Source organism: Actinomycetospora sp. (assembly GCF_055612215.1).
The window spans coordinates 1-20861 of record NZ_JBVPVA010001005.1 but is presented as its reverse complement, the minus strand read 5'-3'; the positions used below and the strand labels follow the sequence as shown (position 1 = coordinate 20861).

The following is a 20861-nucleotide window of genomic DNA, read 5'->3' as shown; positions in this document are numbered from 1 at the left end:
CTCGTCGAGGCCTACTGCAAGGAGCAGGGCCTCTGGCACGACCCGGCCCACGAGGCCGACTACTCCGAGACGCTGTCCCTGGACCTGTCGACCGTCGTGCCGAGCATCGCCGGCCCGAAGCGCCCGCAGGACCGCATCGCGCTCGACGCCGCGAAGGAGTCGTTCCGCGCGTCGCTGCCCGACTACGTCGACGACGACGGCTCCGCGCGCAGCCAGTCCGAGGAGTCCGACAGCGAGTCGTTCCCGGCCTCCGACCCGCCCGCGGAGCACCCCAACGGCGACGCCGACCGGCCGCAGGTCCACCGTCAGCCCGTCGACCCGGGCGGTCGCGCGTCGCACCCGGTCCCGGTGACGCTCTCCGACGGCACCCAGCTCGAGCTCGACCACGGCGCCGTCACGATCGCCGCGATCACCTCGTGCACCAACACCTCGAACCCCTCGGTGATGATCGGCGCGGCGCTGCTCGCGCGGAACGCCGTCGAGAAGGGCCTCGAGCGCCGGCCGTGGGTCAAGACCTCCCTCGCGCCCGGGTCGAAGGTCGTCATGGACTACTACGAGCGCTCGGGGCTGCTGCCCTACCTGGAGAAGCTCGGGTTCAACCTGGTCGGCTACGGCTGCACCACCTGCATCGGGAACTCCGGGCCGCTACCCGAGGAGATCTCGAAGGCGATCAACGACGAGGACCTCGCCGTCACCGCGGTGCTCTCGGGCAACCGCAACATCGAGGGCCGCATCAACCCCGACGTGAAGATGAACTACCTGGCCAGCCCGCCGCTGGTGGTGGCCTACGCGCTCGCCGGGACGATGGACCTCGACCTCGCGACCGAGCCGCTCGGGCACGACACCGAGGGCAACCCGGTCACGCTCGCCGACATCTGGCCGAGCCCGCAGGAGATCCAGTCGACGATCGAGTCGTCGCTCTCCGCCGAGCAGTTCACCTCGCGCTACGCCGAGGTGTTCGCGGGCGACGAGCGGTGGACCTCGCTGCCCACCCCCGAGGGCGAGACCTTCACCTGGGACGAGGACTCCACCTACGTCCGCAAGCCCCCGTACTTCGAGGGCATGGACCGGGAGCCGTCGGAGGTCACCGACCTCGAGGGCGCCCGCGTGCTGCTCAAGCTCGGCGACTCGGTCACCACCGACCACATCTCCCCCGCCGGCGCCATCAAGGAGGACTCGCCCGCCGGGCGCTACCTCAAGGAGCACGGCGTCGAGCGCAAGGACTTCAACTCCTACGGCTCCCGCCGCGGCAACCACGAGGTGATGATCCGCGGCACCTTCGCCAACATCCGGCTGCGCAACGAGCTGCGCGACGGCGACGGCAAGGAGCTGCCGCAGGGCGGCTGGACCGTCGACCACACCGACGGCGGCACGCAGGCCGCGGTGTACGACGCGGCCCAGAACTACGCCGCTGCCGGCATCCCGTTGGTGGTGCTGGCCGGCAAGGAGTACGGCTCCGGCTCGTCGCGCGACTGGGCGGCCAAGGGCACGACGCTGCTGGGCGTCCGGGCCGTGATCGCCGAGTCCTACGAGCGCATCCACCGCTCGAACCTCGTCGGGATGGGCGTGCTGCCGTTGCAGTACCCGGAGGGCCAGGACGCCGACTCGCTCGGCCTCGACGGCACGGAGACGTACTCGATCTCCGGGGTCACGGCACTCAACGACGGCGGCATCCCCGACACGGTGCACGTCACGGCGCAGCCGGAGTCGGGCGACGCGATCGAGTTCGACGCGCGGCTGCGCATCGACACCCCCGGGGAGGCGGCGTACTACCGCAACGGCGGCATCCTGCCGTACGTGCTGCGCAAGATGCTGGGCTGACCTCTCCCCCGGCTCCGGACGAACGGCCGGTTCGTCACCTTCGAGGGTGACGGACCGGCCGTTCGTGCTCCGGGGGCCGGGTCACGACGACGGGTCGTCGACGGCGAGCTGGCCCGCCAGGTCCTCGGGGAGCTCGGGCATCGACTCCAACCCGCTCTCGGCGAGCATCCACTCCAGGTCCTCGCGGCTGAGCTCCCCGCCCCCGGCGAGTACCTCGCGCAGGAACGCGACGAACTCCGCCGCGGGATCGGCCTCCTCGGCGTCGAGGGCGTGCTGCAGGACGATCCCGAGGTCGGGCCCGGTGCGCTCCACGGCCTGCAGCGGCACCGCGATCACCGACGGGCCCAGGACGATCCGCGGGAAGGCGTGCACGCCCTCGTCGTCGGCCTCCCAGCGCGCCCCCGGCCGGGCCTCGAGGATGCGCCGGCCCAGGAGCAGCCCGAGGTCGAGCACCAGCGACGGCGTGGCGTGGTCGTCCGGCCGGGCGGTGAGCCACGTCCCGATCCGGTCCCACGCCTCGGCGTCGGGACCGTGCTCGAGCCCGAGCCGGTCGAGCAGCGCCGTGACCTCGGGGATCCGGGACTCCTCGGCCGCGAGGATGCGGGAGGACACCGAGCGCGCCCGCGTCTCGTCGGCGGTGGCGCCGGGGGGCTCGTGGGTCGCGTCGTAGGGTCGGTAGCCCGGGAGGTCCGTCGGGACCGGCGTCTCGGCCAGTCGGCGGTAGGTCGGCGTGCCCGGCACGCGGACCCAGGGCAGGAAGGTCGACCACAGCAGGTCCCGCATGTCGCACAGGATCGCAAGTCCGGTCGCGGCGCCTCGCGGCGGTCCCCCCGATGATCACCGGGAGGACGCTCGTGCTCCCGCCGCGGCTCCGGCGGGTGCCCGAGCATCCCCTCGGCGCCGTGGGTCAGGCCCCGCGCCTGATGAAGTCGGCGCAGCGCTCACCGATCATCATCGTGGTGATGCACGGGTTCACGGTGATGAGGTCGGGCATGATCGACCCGTCGGCGACGCGCAGGCCGTCGACGCCCCGCACCCGCAGCTGCGGGTCGACCGGCGCCATCGGGTCGGAGTCCGGGCCCATCTTCACCGTGCACGCGGGGTGGTACACCGTGTTGTGGGTCTTCGAGATGTAGTCGAAGATCTCCTCGTCGGTCTGGGCGGCGTCGCCGGGGGCCTGCTCCTTGCCCACCCAGTCCTTCAGGGCCGGCGCCGCCGCGATCTCGCGGGCCACGCGGACCCCGCGGATCATCACCTCGCGGTCGTGCTCGTGGGTGAAGTAGCGCGGGTCGACCTTCGGCTTGTCCCGGTAGTCGCGCGTCGAGAGCCGCACGGTGCCCGTGGACTGCGCACCGGTCACGTTCGGGGTCAGGCAGAACGTGTTCTCGGTGCTGGGGTAGCCGTAGCGCAGCAGGTTCAGGTCGAACGGCACCGAGCCGTAGTGGAACATCAGGTCGGGCGTCGTCCGGTCCTCGGCCCCGGCGAAGATCCCGATCTCCCACCACTGCACCGACTCGACGGGCATGGTCTGCAGGGCCTCCCACTGCACGAGGCCCTCCGGGTGGTCCTGCAGGTTCTCCCCCACCCCCGGGGCGTCGACGCGGACCTCGATGCCGACCTCCCGCAGGTGCTCGGCCGGCCCGATGCCCGAGAGCATGAGCAGCTTCGGACCGTCGATCGCCCCGGCGGAGAGGACCACTTCGCGGCGGGCGGACACCTCCACCGTCCACCGCGTGTCCGGGGTCTTGAGGGCGACCCCCGTCGCGCGCGGCCGTGGTCCCGAGTCGTCGAAGGTGAGCCGCTGCGCCCGGTAGCCGGTGAGCAGGGTCAGGTTCGACCGGGACAGGTTCGGGTGGATGTAGGCCGCCGACGCCGAGCTGCGGGTGCCGTCGGGGTTGGCGTTCACCTGGAACCAGTTGGCGCCACGCAGCACGGTGCGCCCGGTGTTGAAGGGCGTGGTCGGCAGGCCGACCTGCTCGCAGGCCTCCAGCAGCGCCCGGCCGCAGGGGTCGCGCGGCGCGATCGAGCGGATGGTGACCGGGCCGTCGGTGCCGCGGCCGGGCGGCTCGGCCACGTCGGCGCCGTCGAGCGCGGTCTCCAGCGTGCGGTAGAAGGCGTAGCACTCGTCGGCCGACCAGCCGTCGCAGCCGCCGGCGGCCCAGGCGTCGAGGTTCTCGCGCGGCGCCCAGAAGGCGATCGCCGAGTTGTGCGACGAGCACCCGCCGAGCACCTTGGCGCGGGCGTGGCGCATGTAGGAGTTGCCGAACTCCTGGGGCTCGATGGGGTAGTCCCAGTCGTAGCCCGACTCGAGCAGCTCCATCCAGCGCGAGAGGTCGAGGATCGCGTCGTCACCGACGTCGGAGGGGCCCGCCTCGATGAGGCACACCGTGACGTCGGGGTCCTCGGAGAGCCGGGAGGCGACGGCGCACCCCGCGGTGCCGCCCCCGACGATGACGTAGTCGAACTCGGCCGGGAACGAGATGTCCGGCATGTCAGGCCTCCCCGAGGGCGGTGTCGGTCGTGGTGGGGGTGACGGTCTCCTCGCGGGCGTGCGCGGCGACGACCCCGGTCTTGTGGCGCTGCACGAGCCAGTAGTAGGCGAACCCACCCCCGAGGATGACCCCGGGGAGAAGGACCCCGCCCCACTGCAGGTACCAGTGGAACGGCTCGGAGGCGTTGTAGACCTCGTTGCGCGGCCACGCGAGGTTCACGGTCATGAGCCCGCCCCACAGCACGGCGAGGACGTTGACCGGGATGCCCCAGCGCCCGAGGGTGAAGGCGCCCTCCCGCGGCTGCCACTCCCCGCGGATGCGCTTGACGAGCATCGGCACCGTGACCAGCAGGTACGCCGTGTAGATCATGATGATCGCGATCGAGGTGACCACGGTGTAGATCTGCGGGCTGAAGGTGACGAAGAGCAGGACGATCGCGACGACGCCGATGACGACCGACGCGACGATCGGGGTGCCGAAGCGCGGGCTGATCGTGCAGAGCTTGGCGCCCGCCGGCAGGTTGTTGTCGCGGCTCATCGCGAACGCCAGCCGGATGGCCGCCGCGTGCACCGCCAGGGCGCAGACGACGACGGCGACGACGACGGCCACGAGGATCACCGAGCCGAGCGTCCCGCCGAGGACGGCGAGGACCAGCGCCTGCAGGCCGCCGAGCGAGCTGAACGCGGGATCGGAGAGGTCCGGGGCGGACATGAGCGCGAGCAGCAGGATGAGGCCGCCGAGCAGGAACGAGAAGAACAGCGCCCGAAGGATCGCCTTCGGGGCGTTCCTGCGGGGGTCGTGGGACTCCTCGGCGAGCGACGACGCGGTGTCGAAGCCGTACATGACGTAGAGGGAGGCGAACATCGCCACGAGGAAGGCGCCGGTGTAGCCCCACGGCCGACCGCTCGTGTCGAGCCCGCCGTTGGAGAGCACCACCTGCGGGCCGCGCACGACGTTCACGGCCAGCAGGATGATCAGCACGCAGGCCGCGATGAGCTCGATGAACACGCCCGCGGAGTTGATCTGGGCCATCAGCTTGGTGCCGAAGGCGTTGATCGTGGTGGTGAAGACGATGAGGAGCGCCGCGAGGATGACGCCGTTGAGGGCCTGCGCCCCGGTGTCGTCGGGACCGGCCATCGGGATGAACTGGAACCCCGACCAGAGCTGGGGCAGCGTCGCCTGCAGCGCCAGCGCGACGGCGGCGATCGAGACGATCGAGGCCGTCAGCATGGTCCACCCGGCGAGCCAGGCGATGTGCGGACTCGTCAGCCGCTTGGTCCAGTTGTAGATCGACCCGGCGACCGGGAACCGGGCCGCCAGCTCGCAGAAGCACAGCGCCACCATGAGCTGCCCGACGAACACGAGCGGCCAGGACCACCAGTACGACGGGCCCCCGCTCGCGAGGCCGAAGTAGAACAGCTGGAACGTGCCGGTGAGGATCGAGATGTAGCTGATCCCCGCCGCGAACGTGTGGAAGCTGCCGAGCGAGCGGACGAGGCTCGGTCTGTACCCGAACTCGTCGATGTCGGAGCTGTCCGAACTGTCCGGACTGTCGGTGGTGTTGTCCGTGGTCACGATCCACTCCCTGGGCTGGAAGAGGGGAACCACCCGGTCGGCGCCGGGCGGGTGTTGGTCCAGACGTGCTTGGTCTCCTGGTACTCGGCCAGGCCCGCCCGGCCGAGCTCGCGCCCGAAGCCGGAGTGGCCGAAGCCGCCCCACTCCGCGGCGGGCACGTAGGGGCCGAAGTCGTTGATCCAGACGGTGCCGTGGCGCAGTCGCCCGGCGACCTCCTCGCAGGTGCCGTGGTCGGCGGAGAACACCGCGCCCGCCAGGCCGTACTCGGTGTCGTTGCCGATGCGGACGGCGTCGTCGAGGTCGGTGAACGTCTCGACGGTGAGCACCGGGCCGAACGACTCCTCGTGCACCACGGCCATGTCCTGGGTGCAGCCGTCGAGGATCGTCGGCGGGTAGAAGTACCCGTCGGCCAGGCGCGGGTCCTTCGGGCGCTCCCCGCCGCAGCGCAGCACGGCGCCCTCGGCGATCCCGCGCTGCACGTAGGACTCGACCTTGTCGCGGTGCGCCGCCGAGATGAGCGGGCCGGTCTCGGTGGTCGGGTCGTCCGGACCGCCCAGGACGATGCGCCGGGCCCGTTCGACCAGGTCGTCCACGATGCGGTCGTGCGCGGACTCCTCGACGACGAGCCGTGCGCCGGCGGAGCACACCTGGCCGGAGTGCAGGAAGATCCCGGTGAGGACGTTGTCGACCGCGGTCTCGTGGTCGGCGTCGGCGAACAGCACGAACGGGTTCTTGCCGCCGAGCTCGAGGGCGACCTTCTTGACGGTCGCGGCCGCGTTCGCCATGAGGATCCTGCCGGTGGCGAGACCGCCGGTGAAGCTCACCATGTCCACGCGCGGGTCGGTGGACAGCGGTCCCCCGGCGGTGGCGCCGGCGCCCAGGACGAGGTTCGCGACGCCGTCCGGCACGCCCGCCTCGGCCAGCAGCTCCATCAGGATGATCGCGGTGTGCGGGGTGAGCTCGCTCGGCTTGAGGACGAACGTGCAGCCGGCACCGAGCGCGGGCGCCACCTTCCACGCCGTCTGGAGCAGCGGGTAGTTCCACGGGGTGATCAGGCCGCAGACCCCGACCGGCTCGTGGACGACCTTGCTGCGGGCGTTCGGCACCCCGGTCTCGACGAGGCGTCCGTCGTCCGTGGCGGCGAGGTGGCCGAACCAGCGGAAGCAGTTCGTGATGTCGTCCATGTCGATCTCGGACTCGACGATGCGCTTCCCGGTGTCGTCGGTCTCGGCGCGTGCGAGCCGGTCCTTGTCGCGCTGCAGCAGGTCGGCGACGCGCAGCAGCAGCGCGCCCCGTTCCGGGGCCGGGACGTCCGACCACCGGCCGTCGTCGAAGGCCGCCCGGGCAGCCGCAATGGCGCGCTCGGTGTCGGCGGGGCCCGCCTCGCTGACCTCGGCGACGAGGGTGCCGTAGGCGGGCGAACGAATCTCGCGCCGGCCGCCGTCCTCGGCGTCCACCCAGGCGCCGTCGATGTAGAGCTGCCCCACGCGCTGTGTCTCCTGACGTCACCCGGATGCCCGAGAGCGGGCCTCGTCGGCTGACGATGATGTCACCTCCCGCGCGGTAGCGGACCCCTCGAAGGAGACGCTCTGGTGGCCCAGGAGCCGCCTCGTCGGCGCCGGTAACCGCGGGGGCCCGCCGCTCCGGCTCGCCCCGGGACGCCGCCCCCGGTCGCTCACGGCACCCCTCCTGGCCCTACGATTCCCGCTCACACCGGCGACGGCCGCCGGTCGTCGTACCGGGAGGGCGCATGGGGCGCAGGCGTTGGGTCCGGACGGCGGGTGCGCTGGTCGCTGCGGCGGTGGCGGTCCTGGCGACGGCGTGCTCGAGCGAGGAGCCCCCTCCCGCCCCGCAGCACCTCGTGCAGTTCACCGCGACGGGCTCCGCCGGGGGCACGGCCTTCGGCCGGTACGTGATGGTCGGCCAGCTCGGCAGCAACCAGGAGATCACCTTCAGCGGGCTGCCGTTCGACCTGTCGCTGCCGGTCGGGTACACCCCGCAGCCGAAGATGCAGGTCTCCCTGGTGAACGTGCCGCCGAACTCGCGGATCACGTGCCGCATCGCCGTCGACGGCCAGGTCGTCGCCACGCAGACGCAGAGCGCTCCCGGACAGGACGCGGTCTGCGCCGCGCCGTGACCACGCGCCCGACCCTCCCTCGATCCTGACGCGGCCCCTCGTCGTCAGCGGATGACCTGGACGTCGACCGACAGCCCGAGACCGGCCCACGATCGATCGGCCGTGAGGGCCGTCCGACCGAGCCGGGCGGCGACGCCGAGGCAGCACCGGTCGCCGAGCGAGAGACCGACCCGCCGGCCGCCGGACCACAGCCGGGCCGCGAGGACGGCGTCCTGGTCCGAGAAGGGCTCGGTGCGCACGCCGAGGAGCCGGACGCGCCGCAGCGCGCGATCGGCGTCCACGCCGTGGTGGTCGAGCTTCTGCCACACCTCGGCGAGGTTCACCGTCGAGAGGACGGCCCCCGTCAGCAGCGGGTCGACGACGTCGGCGCCCGGCTCCTCGAGGAGCCAGGCGAGGAGCGCGGAGGCGTCGAGGACGGCGGGTGCGCTCACCCGGCCTCGTCCCGGGCCGCCTCGGCCCGGCGCTCGGCGAGGAGCTCGTCGACCACGGAGGCCCGGACACCGGCCCGGGCGACGTCGCGGCGGGTCCTCGCGGCGAGCTGGTCCCGGGTCTCGACCACCACGCGGCCGTCCTCGACGTGGACGATCACGGTGTCCCCGACCTCGATGCCCGCCTCGCGACGCAGCGCCGCCGGGATCGTCACGCGGCCCTGCGGGGTCACGGTCGTCTCGGCGCCGGCATCGGTTGACACGGATCGAGTCTAGCTGTCACGTCGAGCGCCGAAGTGCCACCGGCGGCGGCACCCGCGCCACCAGGTGGGCCTCGCCCCGCCCCTCCTCGTCCACCAGCACGTCGAGGTGGGAGAACGCGGCGTGCAGCTCCCCCGGTCCGGCGCGGTACGACCCCCCGGCGTCGCCGACGGTCGAGAGCACCGTGACGACGAGCAGCCCGCCCGGGGTGAGCAGCCGCGGCAGGACCGGGTAGAGCGCGGGGTCGCGGAAGCGCTGGCAGACCACGACGTCGAACGGACCCGCGGCCGCCGCCGGGAGCCCGTCGTCGAGGTCGGCGCGCACCGTCGTGACCGCCACCCCGTGGGTCGCGGCGAGCTCGCCGGTCAGCCGCAGCGCCTCGGGCGAGACGTCCACGGCCGTCGTCGCGAACCCGCGGGCGGCCAGCCAGACCGCGACGGTGCCGCGCCCGCACGCCAGGTCGAGCGCGCGGCCGGCCGCGTCGTCGGGACGCTCTCCACCGGGCCGCGCCTCCCGGACCGGGACCAGGTCCTCCCGCCCGACGAGCGCCGAGGGCGGACCGGGCCGGCCGGGATCGGCGGTCGCGAACCGCCGGTCCCAGCGCTCCCGGTCCTCCGTGGCCACCGCGTCAGCGTGTCAGCGGCTCACCGACGCCGCGCGAGGGTCAGCCCGAAACGCCCGGCCGGGTCGGTGAACCAGTGCGCCACGTCGAAGCCGGCGGCGTCGAGCTCGGACGCGATGCCCTCCCGCGTGAACTTCGTCGAGATCTCGGTGCGCATCTCCTCGCCCTCGGCGAAGGAGACGGTGAGGTCGAGCGCGGGCACGGACACCGTCATCGGCCGGTCCGCCCGGACCCGCATCTCGATCCGGCTCGACTGCGGCACCCACGCCGCGACGTAGGAGAACCCGTCCACGTCGAAGTCGGCGCCGAGCACGCGGTTGAGCACGGTCAGCGCGTTGCGCTCGAACTCCGCGGTGACCCCGGCCGCGTCGTCGTAGGCCGCGACGAGCGTGGCCTCGTCCTTGATCAGGTCGGTGCCGACGAGGAAGTGCTCCCCCGCGTCGAGCGTGTCGGCGAGCGCGGCGAGGAAGTCCCGGCGCTGCTCGGGCTCGAAGTTGCCGATCGTCCCGCCGAGCAGCACCACCAGGCGGCTGCCGACCCGGGGGATGCTGTGCAGGTTGGCGGTGAAGTCCGCGACGACCCCACGCACGTCGAGGTCGGGGTAGCCCGCGACGAGGGCGGGCACCGCCTCCTCCAGCGCGGCGGCCGAGACGTCCACCGGGATGTAGCGGCGCAGCGTCCCCGTCCGGGACATCGCGTCGAGGAGCAGCGTCGACTTCGTCGACGATCCCGAGCCGAGCTCGACGAACGTGTCGGCGCCGGAGAGGCGCGCGACGTCGTCCGCGCCGTCCGCGAGCGCCTCGCGCTCGGCGGTGAAGGGGTAGTACTCCGGCAGGGCGGTGATCTGCTCGAACAGCTCCGAGCCGCGGGCGTCGTAGAGCCACTGCGGGCGCAGCACCTTGGGCGTCGACGTCAGGCCCCGGCGCGCGTCCTCGCGCAGGGCCGCGTCGGCGGCCGCCTCGTCGAGGTGGACGTCGAGGCTGGGCAGGGTCCCATGAGAAGTCATGGAGGGAGGTCACGTCCGTTCGGGTTGCGGCTCCCCCGGGCAGGGGCGGCCTGGTTCACGGCGTCGGGAACGGCGGCGGGCGGGCGGCGCGGCGGCCGCGGTGATCAGGTCAGCGAGCCGACCTCGGGGGTGGCGCGGGCGCCGCGGACGACGACGGCCGACAGGTCCGGCACAGCCGTCCAGGCGGCGTCGTCGTCGAGGGGCTCGGAGGCGACGGTGACGCCGTCGGGTCCGGCCCGGTAGGCCAGCGCGTGGTCCACGGCGGTCGCGACGAGCGTCGGCTCCCCCGCGTCGTCGGTGGTGAGCAGGAGCAGGTTCAGCCGCGAGCCGGGGGCGGCCGCGAGGGTCCGGGCCACGACGTCGAGCACCGCGTCCACCGGGTCCTTGCCGGCGTCGAGGTGGCGGCGCACGAGGGCCCACAGCACCGCCGAGTCGGTCGGCGCGTCGAGCGTCATCAGGGTCTCGGTGTCGAGCTCCGCGGCGAGGTCGGCCAGGCTCCCCGGCCATCCCCGGACGACCCCGTTGTGGCTGAAGATCCGGGTGCCGTCGCGGAACGGCGCGCACGCCCCGACCGAGACCGGCATGCCGACGGTGGCCGACCGGACCGCGCCGACGAACGCCGGGCTCTCGACGGCCGTCGCGAGGTCGAGGAACGAGGCGTCGGTCCACATCGGCACCGGGGCCCGGTAGGAGTGCGCCCGGGGCGGGTGGGTCGACGGCGCGAGCCACCCGACCCCGAAGCCGTCGGCGTTCACGGTGCCGCCCCCGCGCATGTCGGCGGGCGCGTAGGCCTGCACGAGCAGGGAGTGCGCCGGCTCCGTGACCCGCGACGCGAGGGTCACCGGGTGCGGACCCACGTGGGCCAGGTGTCGGCACATCAGCGGATCACGCGTGCTCGGACGATCGCGCGCAGCGGAAGCCCGAGAAGATCTGCCGGCGGATCGGCAGGTCCCAGTTCCGGAAGGTGGCGCGCGCGGTGACCGTGCCGACCCCGAACGAGGCCCCCCGCAGCATCCGGAAGTCACCGCCGAAGAACACCTGGGAGTACTCCTCGTACGGGAACGGGGCGAACCCGGGGTATCCCGAGAAGCCCGAGCCACACCATTCCCAGACGTCCCCGATCAACTGGTGCACCCCGAGCGGCGACGCCCCGGCCGGGTAGGCGCCGACGGGGGCGGGCTGGAGGTGGTGCTGGTCGAGGTTGGCGCGCTCCGGGGTCGGGTCCTCGTCGCCCCACGGGAAGCGGCGGGTCTCCCCCGTCGCCGGGTCGTACCGCGCGGCGTACTCCCACTCGGTCTCGGTGGGCAGCCGCTTCCCGGCCCACGTCGCGTACGCGAGGGCCTCGTGGAAGCACACGTGCAGGACGGGCTGGTCGGCGACGTCGGCGATCGGCTCCCGCGTCCCGAACGAGGTGCGGTGCCACGCGCCGTCGCGCTGCTCCCACGTCATCGGCGCGGTCCAGCCCTCGCCCCGGATGTGCTCCCAGCCCGCGCCCGACCACAGCTCGGGCCGCGCGTACCCGCCGTCGTCGACGAACCGGGCGTACTCCCCGTTGGTCACGGGGACGGCGTCGAGGTGGAAGGGCGTGACCTCGACGCGGTGGGCCGGCCGCTCGTTGTCCAGCGCGTACCGGTCGGGGCCGGTGGCGTCGGTCCCCATCGTGAACCAGCCGCCGGGGTGGAACACCTCGGTGCCGATCAGCTCGGCCGCCCGTGGCGACGCCGGGGGCGGCGGGGCGTCCAGCGCCCGGGGCCCGACGCGCAGCTGGTGGGTGGCGAGCATCGTCTCGACGTGCTGCTGCTCGTGCTGGGCGATCATCCCGTAGACGAACCCGTCGTCCATGATCGCGCGGCCGTCGGGCCCCGCCTGCTCCAGGATCGCCAGGGCCCGCTCGCGCACGGTGGCCCCGTAGTCGCGGGCCTGGGTCGGGTCGAGCAGCGGGAGCGCCGGGCGCCCCGCGCGGGGGTTGGTGAACGCGTCGTAGAGGTGGTCGATGTCCTCGCGCACCCCGGGCCCGGGGTCCTCGGCAGCAGCACGGCGGACCAGCCAGAGGTCCTCCATGTTGGCGATGTGCGCCACGTCCCAGTGCAGCGGCGACATCAGCGGGGAGTGCTGGCGCGTGAGGTCGTCGTCGTCGACGGCGTCGGCCAGCGCCCGGGTGCGTCGGCGCGCGGTCTCGAGGTCCTCGGCCAGGCGCCGGCGCAGCGCCTCCGGGTAGCGGGTGCCGGTCGCGGCGGAGAGGTCGCTGGTCATGCGTGATCGCCTCCGGGAACGGGGTCGTCGGGGTAGGGGCTGCCCTCGGCGGGCTCCAGGTCGCTCTCACCGGGTTCGCCGACGCCGGTGTCGGCCGGGCACAGCCCGCGCAGGACACGGCGCTCCGCGACGTCCCCGACGAGGGCCGCGAGCGCGGGGTCGGTGGTGAGCAGGCGCTGGTGGGCGAGCTCGACGAGGGTGCCCGCCGCGCGGCGCAGCACCCCGTCGGCGAGCCCGTGACGGGCGGCGGCGCCCCACCGGCCGACCGCGGGGGCGACGGCGTCGCGCGCGCGGTCGAGCGTGCCGGGATCGGAGAGGAGCGCCGTGACCACCGCGATCGGGACGGCCCACTCGTCGCCGGGCTGCTCGTCGAGGTAGCGCACCTCGACGTGGCCGTGCGGCCGGACCGGCGGGAAGAGCGTCGTGAGGTGGTAGTCGAGGTCCTCGCGGGTCGGCCGGACGTCGAGCCCGCCCTCGCCGTCGATCCAGTCGCCGAAGCTCACCGCGGGCGGGGCGCTCCAGGTCCCGTCGCGGCGCACGCAGAGCAGGCTGGTGTCGAGGGCGCGCTCGGCCCATTCGGCGGCCGGGTCCGGTCCGAGGTCGACCGGGGGCCGGGTGCGTTCCGGGTCGAGCGTCAGCCAGCTCGCCATGCGCGAGGACTTCCAGCCGGTGCGCCTGCCGTGCACCGCCGGGGAGTTCGCGAAGGTCGCGACGAGGGTGGGGCCGATCTCGTGGAGGGCCTGCCAGCGGTCGGTGACCGCGGGCCCGTCGCCGGCGTCGAGACAGACCTGCACGGCCGACGTCGAGCACATCATCGTGCGCCCGTGCGGGCCGACGCGGTCGAACGCCGCCTCCATCGCGGCGTAGCGCGGGACCTGCAGGATGCGCCGGGGCGGGCGCAGCGGGTCCGAGGCGCGGCCGACCAGGACGAGGTCCTCGGCGGCGAGCCGGGCGCGGATCGCGGCCGTGTCCACGCGGATCGCGTCCACGAGCGGGGCGAGTCCGGGGACGGGCGGGGTGGCGATCTCCACCTGCCCCCCGGGCTCGACGGTCACCGTGCTCCCGGCGGGGAGCGGGTCCGGAGGATCGGGGTGCAGGGGCGCCGGTCCCTCGCCGTTCGCGGCGGGGATCGAGGAGCTCAGCGTGCCGGGCGCGTGGGGGCCGAGGGCACGGAGCAGGACGGCGGGATCGAGACGGTCGACGGGACGGGTCGCGGAGCGGACGAGCCATTCGAGCTCGGCGCCCACGAGCCTCGGCGGCCCGTGCTTGAAGCAGATCGACGCGACGTAGGCGGCGGCGGCCGCCCGGTCGGGGATCGGCGCGGCGGGATCCAGCTCGATCACGGGAGCAGCCATGACCACCCTCCTCGTCGGCGGACCCCGGCGTCACGCCAACTGTCGCGGTACCCGCACGGCGCGGGCGACCCAACGTGTCCCTCGTCCCAGGCCCGGGTGGGGCCGTCGTCCTCCGCGGCGACCCGGGAGCGCGGTGGCCCCGGAATCACGGCGAAGGACGCTACACGGCGCGACGGCGACCTGCAGGCCCTCGACGCGTCGGTGTCCGTCGTATCACGGGACCCCGACAGCGTGGCCGTCGATGATCAACCGGCGGGCGTGGCCGCCGTCGCGAACTGGGTGTGGTGCAGGTCGGCGTAGCGGCCCCCGCGGTCGAGCAGGACCTCGTGCGGGCCCTGCTCGACGACCCGTCCGTCCTCCACCACGGCGATGGTGTCCGCGCTGCGGATGGTCGAGAGCCGGTGGGCGATGACGATGGCCGTGCGCCCGACCAGGGCCTCCGCGAGCGCCTCCTGCACCGCCACCTCGGACTCCGAGTCCAGGTGGGCGGTGGCCTCGTCGAGGATCACGACCCGCGGTGCCGCGAGCAGCAGGCGCGCGATGGTCAGGCGCTGGCGCTCGCCGCCCGAGAGCCGGTAGCCGCGCTCCCCGACGACCGTGGCCAGGCCCTCGGGCAACTGGCGCACCAGCGGGCCGAGGCGGGCCCGCTCCAGGGCGGTGAACAGCTCGGCGTCGGTGGCGTCGGGCTTGGCGTAGCGCAGGTTGCCGGCCACGGTGTCGTGGAAGAGGTGGCCGTCCTGGGTGACCACCCCGACGGCGCCGCGCAGGTCGGCGAAGGACAGGTCGCGCACGTCGGTCCACGCGACGTCGCCGCGCCCCCCTACCCCGCCGCCGACCTCGACGGCGCCGGAGTCGACGTCGTAGAGGCGCGGCACCAGCGACGCGATGGTCGACTTGCCCGCACCCGACGGTCCGACGAGCGCGAGCATCTGCCCCGGCCGGACCTCGAGGTCCACCCCGTGCAGCACCTCGTCGTTCTCGACGTGGTCGAGGGTCGCGATCTCCTCCAGGCTGGCCAGCGAGATCGCGTCGCCGCTCGGGTAGGTGAAGCGCACGTCGCGCAGCCGCACCCCCAGCGGCGCCTCCGCGGGCAGCGGCGTCGGGTCGGCGCGCTCGGTGATCGAGGGCGGCAGGTCGAGCACCTCGAAGACCCGCTCGAAGCTGACCAGCGCGCTCATCACGTCGACGCGCGCGTTCGCCAGCTGGGTCAGCGGCCCGTAGAGGCGGGTGAGCAGCAGGGCGAGGCTCACGACGGTGCCCGCGTCGATCCGCCCGGTGATCGCCAGCCAGCCGCCCACCCCGTAGACCATCGCCTGGGCCAGGGAGCTGACCAGCGTCAGGCTCGTCATGAAGACCCGGTTGGCCATCGCGGTGCGGACCCCGATGGCCCGCACCCGGTCGGCCCGGTCGCCGAACTCGTCGGCCTCCGCCTCCGGGCGCCCGAACAGCTTCACCAGCGTCGCGCCGCCGGCCGAGAACCGCTCGGTCATCTGCCCGGTCATGGCGGCGTTGAGGTCGGCGGACTCGCGCTGCAGGGCCGCGATCGTCCGGCCCATCCGCCGCGCGGGCAGGATGAAGATCGGGAGCAGGACGAGGGCGAGCAGCGTGACCTGCCAGGCCAGCGTGATCATCACGGCGACGGTCAGCACGAGCTGGATGACGTTGGTGACCAGGCCCGACAGCGTCGATGTGAACGCCCGCTGCGCCCCGATGACGTCGTTGTTGAGCCGGCTGACGAGCGACCCCGTCCGCGTGCGGGTGAAGAACGCGACCGGCATCGACTGCACGTGGGAGAACACCGCGCGGCGCAGGTCGTAGATCAGCCCCTCGCCGATCCGCGAGCTCATCCACCGCTCGGCCAGGCCCGAGATCGAGTCGACGACGGCGAGCCCGGCGATGGCCGCGGCGATGACGACGACGGTGCCGAGGCCGTTGCGGTGCACGATCGCGTCGACGACCCGCCCCGCCAGCACCGGGACCCCCACCGCGATGACGGCCGAGACCGTGGTCAGCGCGAGGAACGCGTAGAGCATCCGGTGGTGGGCGGAGGCGAAGCGCCAGATGCGGCCCAGGGTCCCGGGCGGGACCGAGCGCGGCAGCGAGTCGCCCCGCGACATGGACATCATCAACATCCAGGCGTTCTCCACGCCGTTCACCCCGTTCGCTCGGACCTCGGCGCCGAGCGTGCGACCTCGACCATCGTCGAGGTCAAGCGAACGGGGGCGCGGGTCGCGTCCGACGGGTGATGGTCCGCCGGTCCGGGCGTCGAGTATCCGCGTCCGGGCGAGCTCACGCTCGCGCACGGGGGTGCTGTTCGCCGTGGGCGCATCCGGGACGGATGTCGGGTCGAGGTGCGCCCACCGATCAGGGGCGCACCACGCAGGCCCGGGAGCCCTCGCGGATGCCTGACGTGCCCCTCACCGCGAGGCCGGGGGCGCCCGAGCGGGGGCGCCCGTGGATCAGGAGCACGCCACTCGAGCCCAGGAGCGCTCGCGGCTGCTGACGTGCCCCTCGTCCGCGGAGTCCCCGCGGACGTCGAGCTCAGGCCTTCTTGGTGCGCGTCGCCCCGCCGCGCCCGCGCAGGGTCACCCCCGACTCGGAGAGCACCCGGTGCACGAAGCCGTACGAACGGCCCGTGGACTCGGCGAGCGAGCGGATGCTCGCGCCCTTCTCGTACTTCTTCTTGAGATCCGTGGCGAGCTTGTCCCGCTGGTCGCCCGTGATGCGGGCGCCCTTCTTCAGATCGGCCATGGTTGGTCCACCCCTCTCCCGGACGGTGCCCGGTCGACCCATGATGATCGTGAGAGGCGGTGTGCGCCACGGCACATTCCACATGATCGGTGAGCGGTTCCGCCGTCCGGAGCGGGAACCGCCCGGACGGCCCATCGGCCTGATCGTTCCAGCTCACGAAGGCCCTACGCCGCGCGGCGGGTCCGACGGGTGATCGTCAGGCCAGTTCGACCAGCTCGAGGTGGTCGGCCGAGAAGAGGTCCTCGGTGCCGTCCGGCAGGAGGATGACGCGCTCGGGCTCGAGGGCCTCGACGGCGCCCGGATCGTGCGTCACGAGGACCACGGCGCCCTCGTAGTGGCGCAGCGCGTCGAGCACCTTCTCCCGCGAGGCGGGGTCCAGGTTGTTCGTGGGCTCGTCGAGCAGCAGCAGGTTCGCCGCGCTCGAGACCAGGCCGGCCAGGGCCAGGCGGGTGCGCTCGCCGCCGGAGAGCGTGCCGGCGGGCTGCTCGAGCTGCTCGCCGGAGAACTGGAACGCGCCGAGCAGCGTCCGCAGCTGCTGCTCGGGGGTGTCCGGCGCGGCCGAGCGGGCGTTCTGCCAGACCGTGCGGTCCATGTCGAGCGTGTCGTGCTCCTGGGCGAAGTACCCGGTGCGCAGCCCGTGCCCCGGCGTCACCTCGCCGGTGTCCGCGGACTCGGCGCCGGCGAGGATCCGCAGCAGCGTGGTCTTCCCGGCCCCGTTGAGGCCGAGGATCACCACCCGGGAGCCGCGGTCCACGGCGAGGTCGACCCCGGTGAACACCTCGAGCGAGCCGTAGCTCTTGGACAGCCCGGACGCGGTGAGCGGGGTCTTCCCGCAGGCCTGGGGGGTCGGGAACCGGATCGCGGCGACCCGGTCGGCGGTGCGCTCGTCGTCGAGGCCCTCGAGCAGTGCGCTCGCGCGGCGCTGCATCTGCTTGGCGGCCACGGCCTTCGTCGCCTTCGCGCCCATCTTCGCGGCCTGGGCCTGCAGAGCCGAGGCCTTCTTCTCGGCGTTGGCGCGCTCCCGGCGGCGGCGGGCCTCGTCGTCGGCCCGGGCCCGCAGGTAGTTCTTCCAGGTCATGTTGTAGGCGTCGAGCTCGCCGCGGGTGGCGTCGAGGAACCACACCTTGTTCACGACGTCCGCGAGCAGGTCGGTGTCGTGGCTGATGATCACGACGCCGCCCTCGTGGCCCCGCAGGAAGCTGCGCAGCCACGAGATCGAGTCGGCGTCGAGGTGGTTGGTCGGCTCGTCGAGCAGCAGCGTGGTCCCGGCGTGGCCGCCCTCGCCCGACGCGGCGAAGAGGATCCGCGCGAGCTCGACGCGGCGCCGCTGCCCGCCGGAGAGCGTCTCGAGGGGCTGGGCGAGCACGCGGTCGGGCAGGCCCAGGTTGGAGCAGATGCGTCCGGCCTCGCTCTCGGCCGCGTACCCCCCGAGGTCGGCGAACCGGGTCTCGAGCCGGCCGTAGCGCGCGACGGCCTTGTCCCGCTCGGCGTCGTCCGCCAGCTCGGCCATCGCGGTCTGGGCCTTCTCCATGTCGCGCAGGATCTGGTCGAGCCCGCGGGCGGACAGGACCCGGTCCTTGGCGAGCACCGACAGGTCGCCCTCGCGCGGGTCCTGCGGCAGGTACCCGACCGGCCCCGTCGACCGGATCGTGCCGCCGTAGGGCTCCGACTCCCCCGCGAGCGCGCGCAGCGAGGTCGTCTTGCCCGCGCCGTTGCGTCCGACGAGGCCGATGCGGTCCCCCGGCTGCACGCGGAGGGTGACCCCCGAGAGCAGGACACGGGAGCCGGCGCGCAGCTCGAGTTCGGACGCGGTGATCACAGGGGGCCTTCCCGGGTCGGGGTCGCGCCGCAGCTCCGGCGACGGTGCGGCGGTCGTGACGGGGGCCGTCCGCGCCGCGGCGACGGGCGTCTCGCCGCACCTCCAGTGTAGGTGAGGCCCCCGGCCCTCCCCCGGGCACGCGGGTCCGGGGTGGCCGGGGTCGCCTGTCGCGCGCGTCACCGCAGGGTGACCGCCGCCCCCGCGGCGGAGGGCCGACGAGCCGTCCTTTCACACCGGTCGTGCCCGGGATCGGGGACACTGGGGACCATGGGCCTGTTCAGCTGGTTGCGCGGGAGCGGCGCCGCGGGCTCGTCCGGGGTCGGCGCCGACGGGCGCCGGCAGGTCCTCGACCGCGAGGGCGGCCCGGCCGACCTGGAGCACCTGCGGGGGTTCGCGCGGTCGCGGCGCGGGGTGGAGTTCTTCGTCGAGCCGGAGACCACGGCGACCGACACGACCGTGGTCGCCGTGGCCGTCGACGGCGAGTGGACCCGGCGCCGCGTCGGGACCCCGCGGGCCGCGCAGCGCCTCGCCCGCAAGTGCGCGGTACCGATCTACGACGTGACCGTCACCGGCTACCCGCAGACGATGCGCGACTGGAACGCGCGGGCGAAGCGTGATCGCGAGACGCTGCGCGCGTGGGACCGCGAGATGGACACCGGACCGGGCTGACGCGACCCGACCTGCTGGTCGCCGGTGGCGGCCCCGCCGGCTGGGCCGCGGCGCGCGCCTGCGCCCGGCGCGGCCTCGACGTCGTCCTCGTCGACCCCCGCCCCGACCGGTCCTGGCGGCACACCTACGGGACGTGGCGCCACGAGCTGCCGCGCGGCGGCGGGCCGGACGCCCTCCCGGACGAGGTCGTGGCCGCGCACGACGTCGGGTGGGCGATCGCGACCCGGACCCACCGGCTCGAGGACGAGTACGCCGTCCTCGACACCGCCGCGCTGCAGCACGCCCTGCACGACGACGGGGTGCGGGTGCTGCGGGGGAAGGTCGCCGCGGCCGGGCCGCACGGCGCGGTCCTCGCCGACGGCACCGAGCTCCCGGCCGCCCTCGTCGCGGACGCGAGCGGCGCCATGCAGGCGCTGAGCACGGCCCGCCGGCCCGGGCGGCGGGCCGAGCAGACCGCGGTCGGCGTCGTCGTCGACGCCGCCACGGCGGCCACGGTCACCGGTGGGCGGCTGGTCTTCATGGACTGGCGTCCGCTGCACGGCCTGCCCGGGTGGCCGACCTTCCTCTACGCGGTGCCGCTCGGCGGCGGCCGGGTGCTGCTCGAGGAGACGTCCCTGGCCCGCCGGCCCGGACTCCCGCTGCCCGAGCTCGCCGACCGCCTGCGCCGGCGCCTGCGTGCGGCGGGCCTGCGCGACGCCGAGATCCCGCTCGACGACCCGGCGCACGTCGAGCACGTGCGCTTCCCCGTCGACACCCCCGACCACCGCTCCCCCGCAGGGGTCGTCGCGCTCGGCGCCGCGGCCCCGTTCGTCCACCCCGCGACGGGGTTCTCCGTGGCCCGCTCGCTCCGGGCGGCCACCCGACTGGCCGACACGCTGGCCACTCGATCGGACGATCACGTCGGGCTCGACGGGTCCGGTCGAGCGGCTGGGGCGCGGCGCGCGGTCGGCGGTGGTCGGGCCCGCGTGGTGCACCAGATGCGGCGCCGCGGGCTCGACGTCCTCCTGCGCCTGCCCCCCGCCGAGGTCCCGGAGTTCTTCGAGGGCTTCTTCTCCCTGCCGGCCCGGCCGCGGCGCGCCTACCTGGGCTCCTGCGGCACCAGCGGGTCGGACCGCTCCGACGACGACGTGGTCGAGTCGGTCCGGGCGATGACGTCGGTGTTCACGCGTCTGACGCCGCGGCTGCGGGCCCACCTGATCGTGGGGACGCTGTGTGGCCCGGGTGAGGCGCAACGCCCCTGACCTCGGCGACCGGGGGGTCGTGTGCGTCCGATCGGCGCAAGGCGCTACCATGCGCCACCTCCGGTACACGTTCGTTCCCGCCGTCCGGAGACCGCCAGATCGGAGCACGCACCATGGGCGCCTACCAGCTCGTCGCCGTCGGTACCGACGGCTCGGAATCGTCCTACCGCGCCGTCGACCGCGCGGCCACCGTCGCGGCCGACTCCTCGGCCACCCTGCTGATCATCTGCGCGTACCACCCGGCGAAGAACACCGGGCAGGCCGAGCAGCAGCTCGGGGAGGACGCTGCCTACCACGTCGTCGGGTCCACCCCCGCCGAGGAGACGCTGCGCGACGCCAAGGAGCGCGCGTCGTCCAAGGGCGTCGGCGAGGTCGAGACGGTCGCCGTCGAGGGCGACCCGATCGAGGTGGTCACGAACGTCGTCAACGAC

At 74.0% G+C, this 20861-nt stretch carries 19 protein-coding genes; 5 read left to right on the top strand and 14 right to left on the bottom strand.

Going from position 1 to position 20861, the window contains the following annotated elements:
* The coding region (gene acnA, locus AC0CYZ_RS27320; RefSeq protein WP_472221233.1) for an aconitate hydratase AcnA at window positions 1–1821 on the top strand (1821 nt) is incomplete at its 5' end.
* A gap of 81 nt (window positions 1822–1902) precedes the next feature.
* On the opposite strand, the gene AC0CYZ_RS27315 is transcribed toward acnA, so the two are convergent.
* The 4 genes from AC0CYZ_RS27315 to AC0CYZ_RS27300 form a co-directional block, all read right to left on the bottom strand.
* Entirely contained in the window at window positions 1903–2604 is a 702-nt protein-coding gene (locus AC0CYZ_RS27315) for a hypothetical protein (RefSeq protein ID WP_472221231.1), read from the bottom strand.
* Between the two features lie 124 nt (window positions 2605–2728).
* The gene (locus AC0CYZ_RS27310; protein WP_472221229.1) at window positions 2729–4312 is read right to left on the bottom strand and encodes a GMC family oxidoreductase; all 1584 of its coding nucleotides are present in this window, start codon (window positions 4310–4312) and stop codon (window positions 2729–2731) included.
* Window position 4313: 1 nt separating this feature from the next.
* Window positions 4314–5888, bottom strand: coding sequence for an APC family permease (locus AC0CYZ_RS27305; RefSeq protein ID WP_472221227.1), 1575 nt, complete (start codon window positions 5886–5888; stop codon window positions 4314–4316).
* Window positions 5885–7375: an aldehyde dehydrogenase family protein gene (locus AC0CYZ_RS27300; RefSeq protein ID WP_472221225.1), complete on the bottom strand. Its 1491-nt coding sequence runs from the start codon at window positions 7373–7375 to the stop codon at window positions 5885–5887. The genes AC0CYZ_RS27305 and AC0CYZ_RS27300 overlap by 4 nt, the downstream gene beginning before the upstream one ends.
* A gap of 263 nt (window positions 7376–7638) precedes the next feature.
* Here AC0CYZ_RS27300 and AC0CYZ_RS27295 point away from each other — a divergent pair, with 263 nt between their 5' ends.
* Window positions 7639–8025, top strand: a complete 387-nt coding sequence (locus tag AC0CYZ_RS27295; RefSeq protein WP_472221223.1) for a hypothetical protein — start codon at window positions 7639–7641, stop codon at window positions 8023–8025.
* 44 nt (window positions 8026–8069) lie between these two features.
* Here the strand turns inward: AC0CYZ_RS27295 and AC0CYZ_RS27290 are convergent, their stop codons facing one another.
* The 10 genes from AC0CYZ_RS27290 to AC0CYZ_RS27245 all read right to left on the bottom strand — a co-directional run bounded on the left by AC0CYZ_RS27290 (window position 8070) and on the right by AC0CYZ_RS27245 (window position 18520).
* Window positions 8070–8456, bottom strand: coding sequence for a PIN domain-containing protein (locus AC0CYZ_RS27290; protein ID WP_472221221.1), 387 nt, complete (start codon window positions 8454–8456; stop codon window positions 8070–8072).
* A complete protein-coding gene (locus AC0CYZ_RS27285; protein WP_472221219.1) occupies window positions 8453–8716 on the bottom strand; it encodes an AbrB/MazE/SpoVT family DNA-binding domain-containing protein in 264 nt (87 codons plus the stop codon). Before AC0CYZ_RS27285 ends, AC0CYZ_RS27290 begins: the two co-directional genes overlap by 4 nt.
* Window positions 8717–8732: 16 nt before the next feature.
* Window positions 8733–9338 carry a class I SAM-dependent methyltransferase gene (locus AC0CYZ_RS27280; RefSeq protein ID WP_472221217.1) on the bottom strand — a complete coding sequence of 202 codons (606 nt, stop codon included), beginning with the start codon at window positions 9336–9338 and terminating at the stop codon, window positions 8733–8735.
* A gap of 20 nt (window positions 9339–9358) precedes the next feature.
* Entirely contained in the window at window positions 9359–10342 is a 984-nt protein-coding gene (gene egtD / locus AC0CYZ_RS27275; RefSeq protein ID WP_472221215.1) for an L-histidine N(alpha)-methyltransferase, read from the bottom strand.
* A gap of 104 nt (window positions 10343–10446) precedes the next feature.
* On the bottom strand, window positions 10447–11220 hold the full coding sequence (egtC, locus tag AC0CYZ_RS27270; protein WP_472221213.1) for an ergothioneine biosynthesis protein EgtC: 774 nt from the start codon (window positions 11218–11220) through the stop codon (window positions 10447–10449).
* A gap of 7 nt (window positions 11221–11227) precedes the next feature.
* Window positions 11228–12595: an ergothioneine biosynthesis protein EgtB gene (gene egtB / locus AC0CYZ_RS27265; RefSeq protein ID WP_472221211.1), complete on the bottom strand. Its 1368-nt coding sequence runs from the start codon at window positions 12593–12595 to the stop codon at window positions 11228–11230.
* Entirely contained in the window at window positions 12592–13950 is a 1359-nt protein-coding gene (gene egtA / locus AC0CYZ_RS27260) for an ergothioneine biosynthesis glutamate--cysteine ligase EgtA (protein ID WP_472221210.1), read from the bottom strand. Before egtA ends, egtB begins: the two co-directional genes overlap by 4 nt.
* A 245-nt stretch (window positions 13951–14195) precedes the next feature.
* Complete coding sequence (locus tag AC0CYZ_RS27255) at window positions 14196–16082, bottom strand: ABC transporter ATP-binding protein (RefSeq protein ID WP_472221235.1); 1887 nt, start codon at window positions 16080–16082, stop codon at window positions 14196–14198.
* Between the two features lie 409 nt (window positions 16083–16491).
* Window positions 16492–16701 carry a helix-turn-helix domain-containing protein gene (locus tag AC0CYZ_RS27250; RefSeq protein WP_472221208.1) on the bottom strand — a complete coding sequence of 70 codons (210 nt, stop codon included), beginning with the start codon at window positions 16699–16701 and terminating at the stop codon, window positions 16492–16494.
* Window positions 16702–16897: 196 nt separating this feature from the next.
* Window positions 16898–18520, bottom strand: a complete 1623-nt coding sequence (locus AC0CYZ_RS27245; protein ID WP_472221206.1) for an ABC-F family ATP-binding cassette domain-containing protein — start codon at window positions 18518–18520, stop codon at window positions 16898–16900.
* A gap of 267 nt (window positions 18521–18787) precedes the next feature.
* Between AC0CYZ_RS27245 and AC0CYZ_RS27240 the strand changes: the two genes are divergently transcribed.
* The 3 genes from AC0CYZ_RS27240 to AC0CYZ_RS27230 form a co-directional block, all read left to right on the top strand.
* A complete protein-coding gene (locus AC0CYZ_RS27240) occupies window positions 18788–19189 on the top strand; it encodes a hypothetical protein (protein ID WP_472221205.1) in 402 nt (133 codons plus the stop codon).
* On the top strand, window positions 19156–20430 hold the full coding sequence (locus AC0CYZ_RS27235; RefSeq protein ID WP_472221203.1) for a lycopene cyclase family protein: 1275 nt from the start codon (window positions 19156–19158) through the stop codon (window positions 20428–20430). Before AC0CYZ_RS27240 ends, AC0CYZ_RS27235 begins: the two co-directional genes overlap by 34 nt.
* A 113-nt stretch (window positions 20431–20543) precedes the next feature.
* The coding region (locus AC0CYZ_RS27230) for a universal stress protein (protein WP_472221201.1) at window positions 20544–20861 on the top strand (318 nt) is incomplete at its 3' end.

What these genes read in the sequence shown, in the direction of transcription:
- egtD (WP_472221215.1), bottom strand. Translation starts at nt 10,342, where the DNA reads ATGACTTCTCATGGGACCCTGCCCAGCCTCGACGTCCACCTCGACGAG.
- AC0CYZ_RS27295 (WP_472221223.1), top strand. Translation starts at nt 7,639, where the DNA reads ATGGGGCGCAGGCGTTGGGTCCGGACGGCGGGTGCGCTGGTCGCTGCG.
- AC0CYZ_RS27250 (WP_472221208.1), bottom strand. Translation starts at nt 16,701, where the DNA reads ATGGCCGATCTGAAGAAGGGCGCCCGCATCACGGGCGACCAGCGGGAC.
- AC0CYZ_RS27255 (WP_472221235.1), bottom strand. Translation starts at nt 16,082, where the DNA reads ATGTTGATGATGTCCATGTCGCGGGGCGACTCGCTGCCGCGCTCGGTC.
- egtB (WP_472221211.1), bottom strand. Translation starts at nt 12,595, where the DNA reads ATGACCAGCGACCTCTCCGCCGCGACCGGCACCCGCTACCCGGAGGCG.
- egtC (WP_472221213.1), bottom strand. Translation starts at nt 11,220, where the DNA reads ATGTGCCGACACCTGGCCCACGTGGGTCCGCACCCGGTGACCCTCGCG.
- AC0CYZ_RS27315 (WP_472221231.1), bottom strand. Translation starts at nt 2,604, where the DNA reads ATGCGGGACCTGCTGTGGTCGACCTTCCTGCCCTGGGTCCGCGTGCCG.
- AC0CYZ_RS27310 (WP_472221229.1), bottom strand. Translation starts at nt 4,312, where the DNA reads ATGCCGGACATCTCGTTCCCGGCCGAGTTCGACTACGTCATCGTCGGG.
- egtA (WP_472221210.1), bottom strand. Translation starts at nt 13,950, where the DNA reads ATGGCTGCTCCCGTGATCGAGCTGGATCCCGCCGCGCCGATCCCCGAC.
- AC0CYZ_RS27240 (WP_472221205.1), top strand. Translation starts at nt 18,788, where the DNA reads ATGGGCCTGTTCAGCTGGTTGCGCGGGAGCGGCGCCGCGGGCTCGTCC.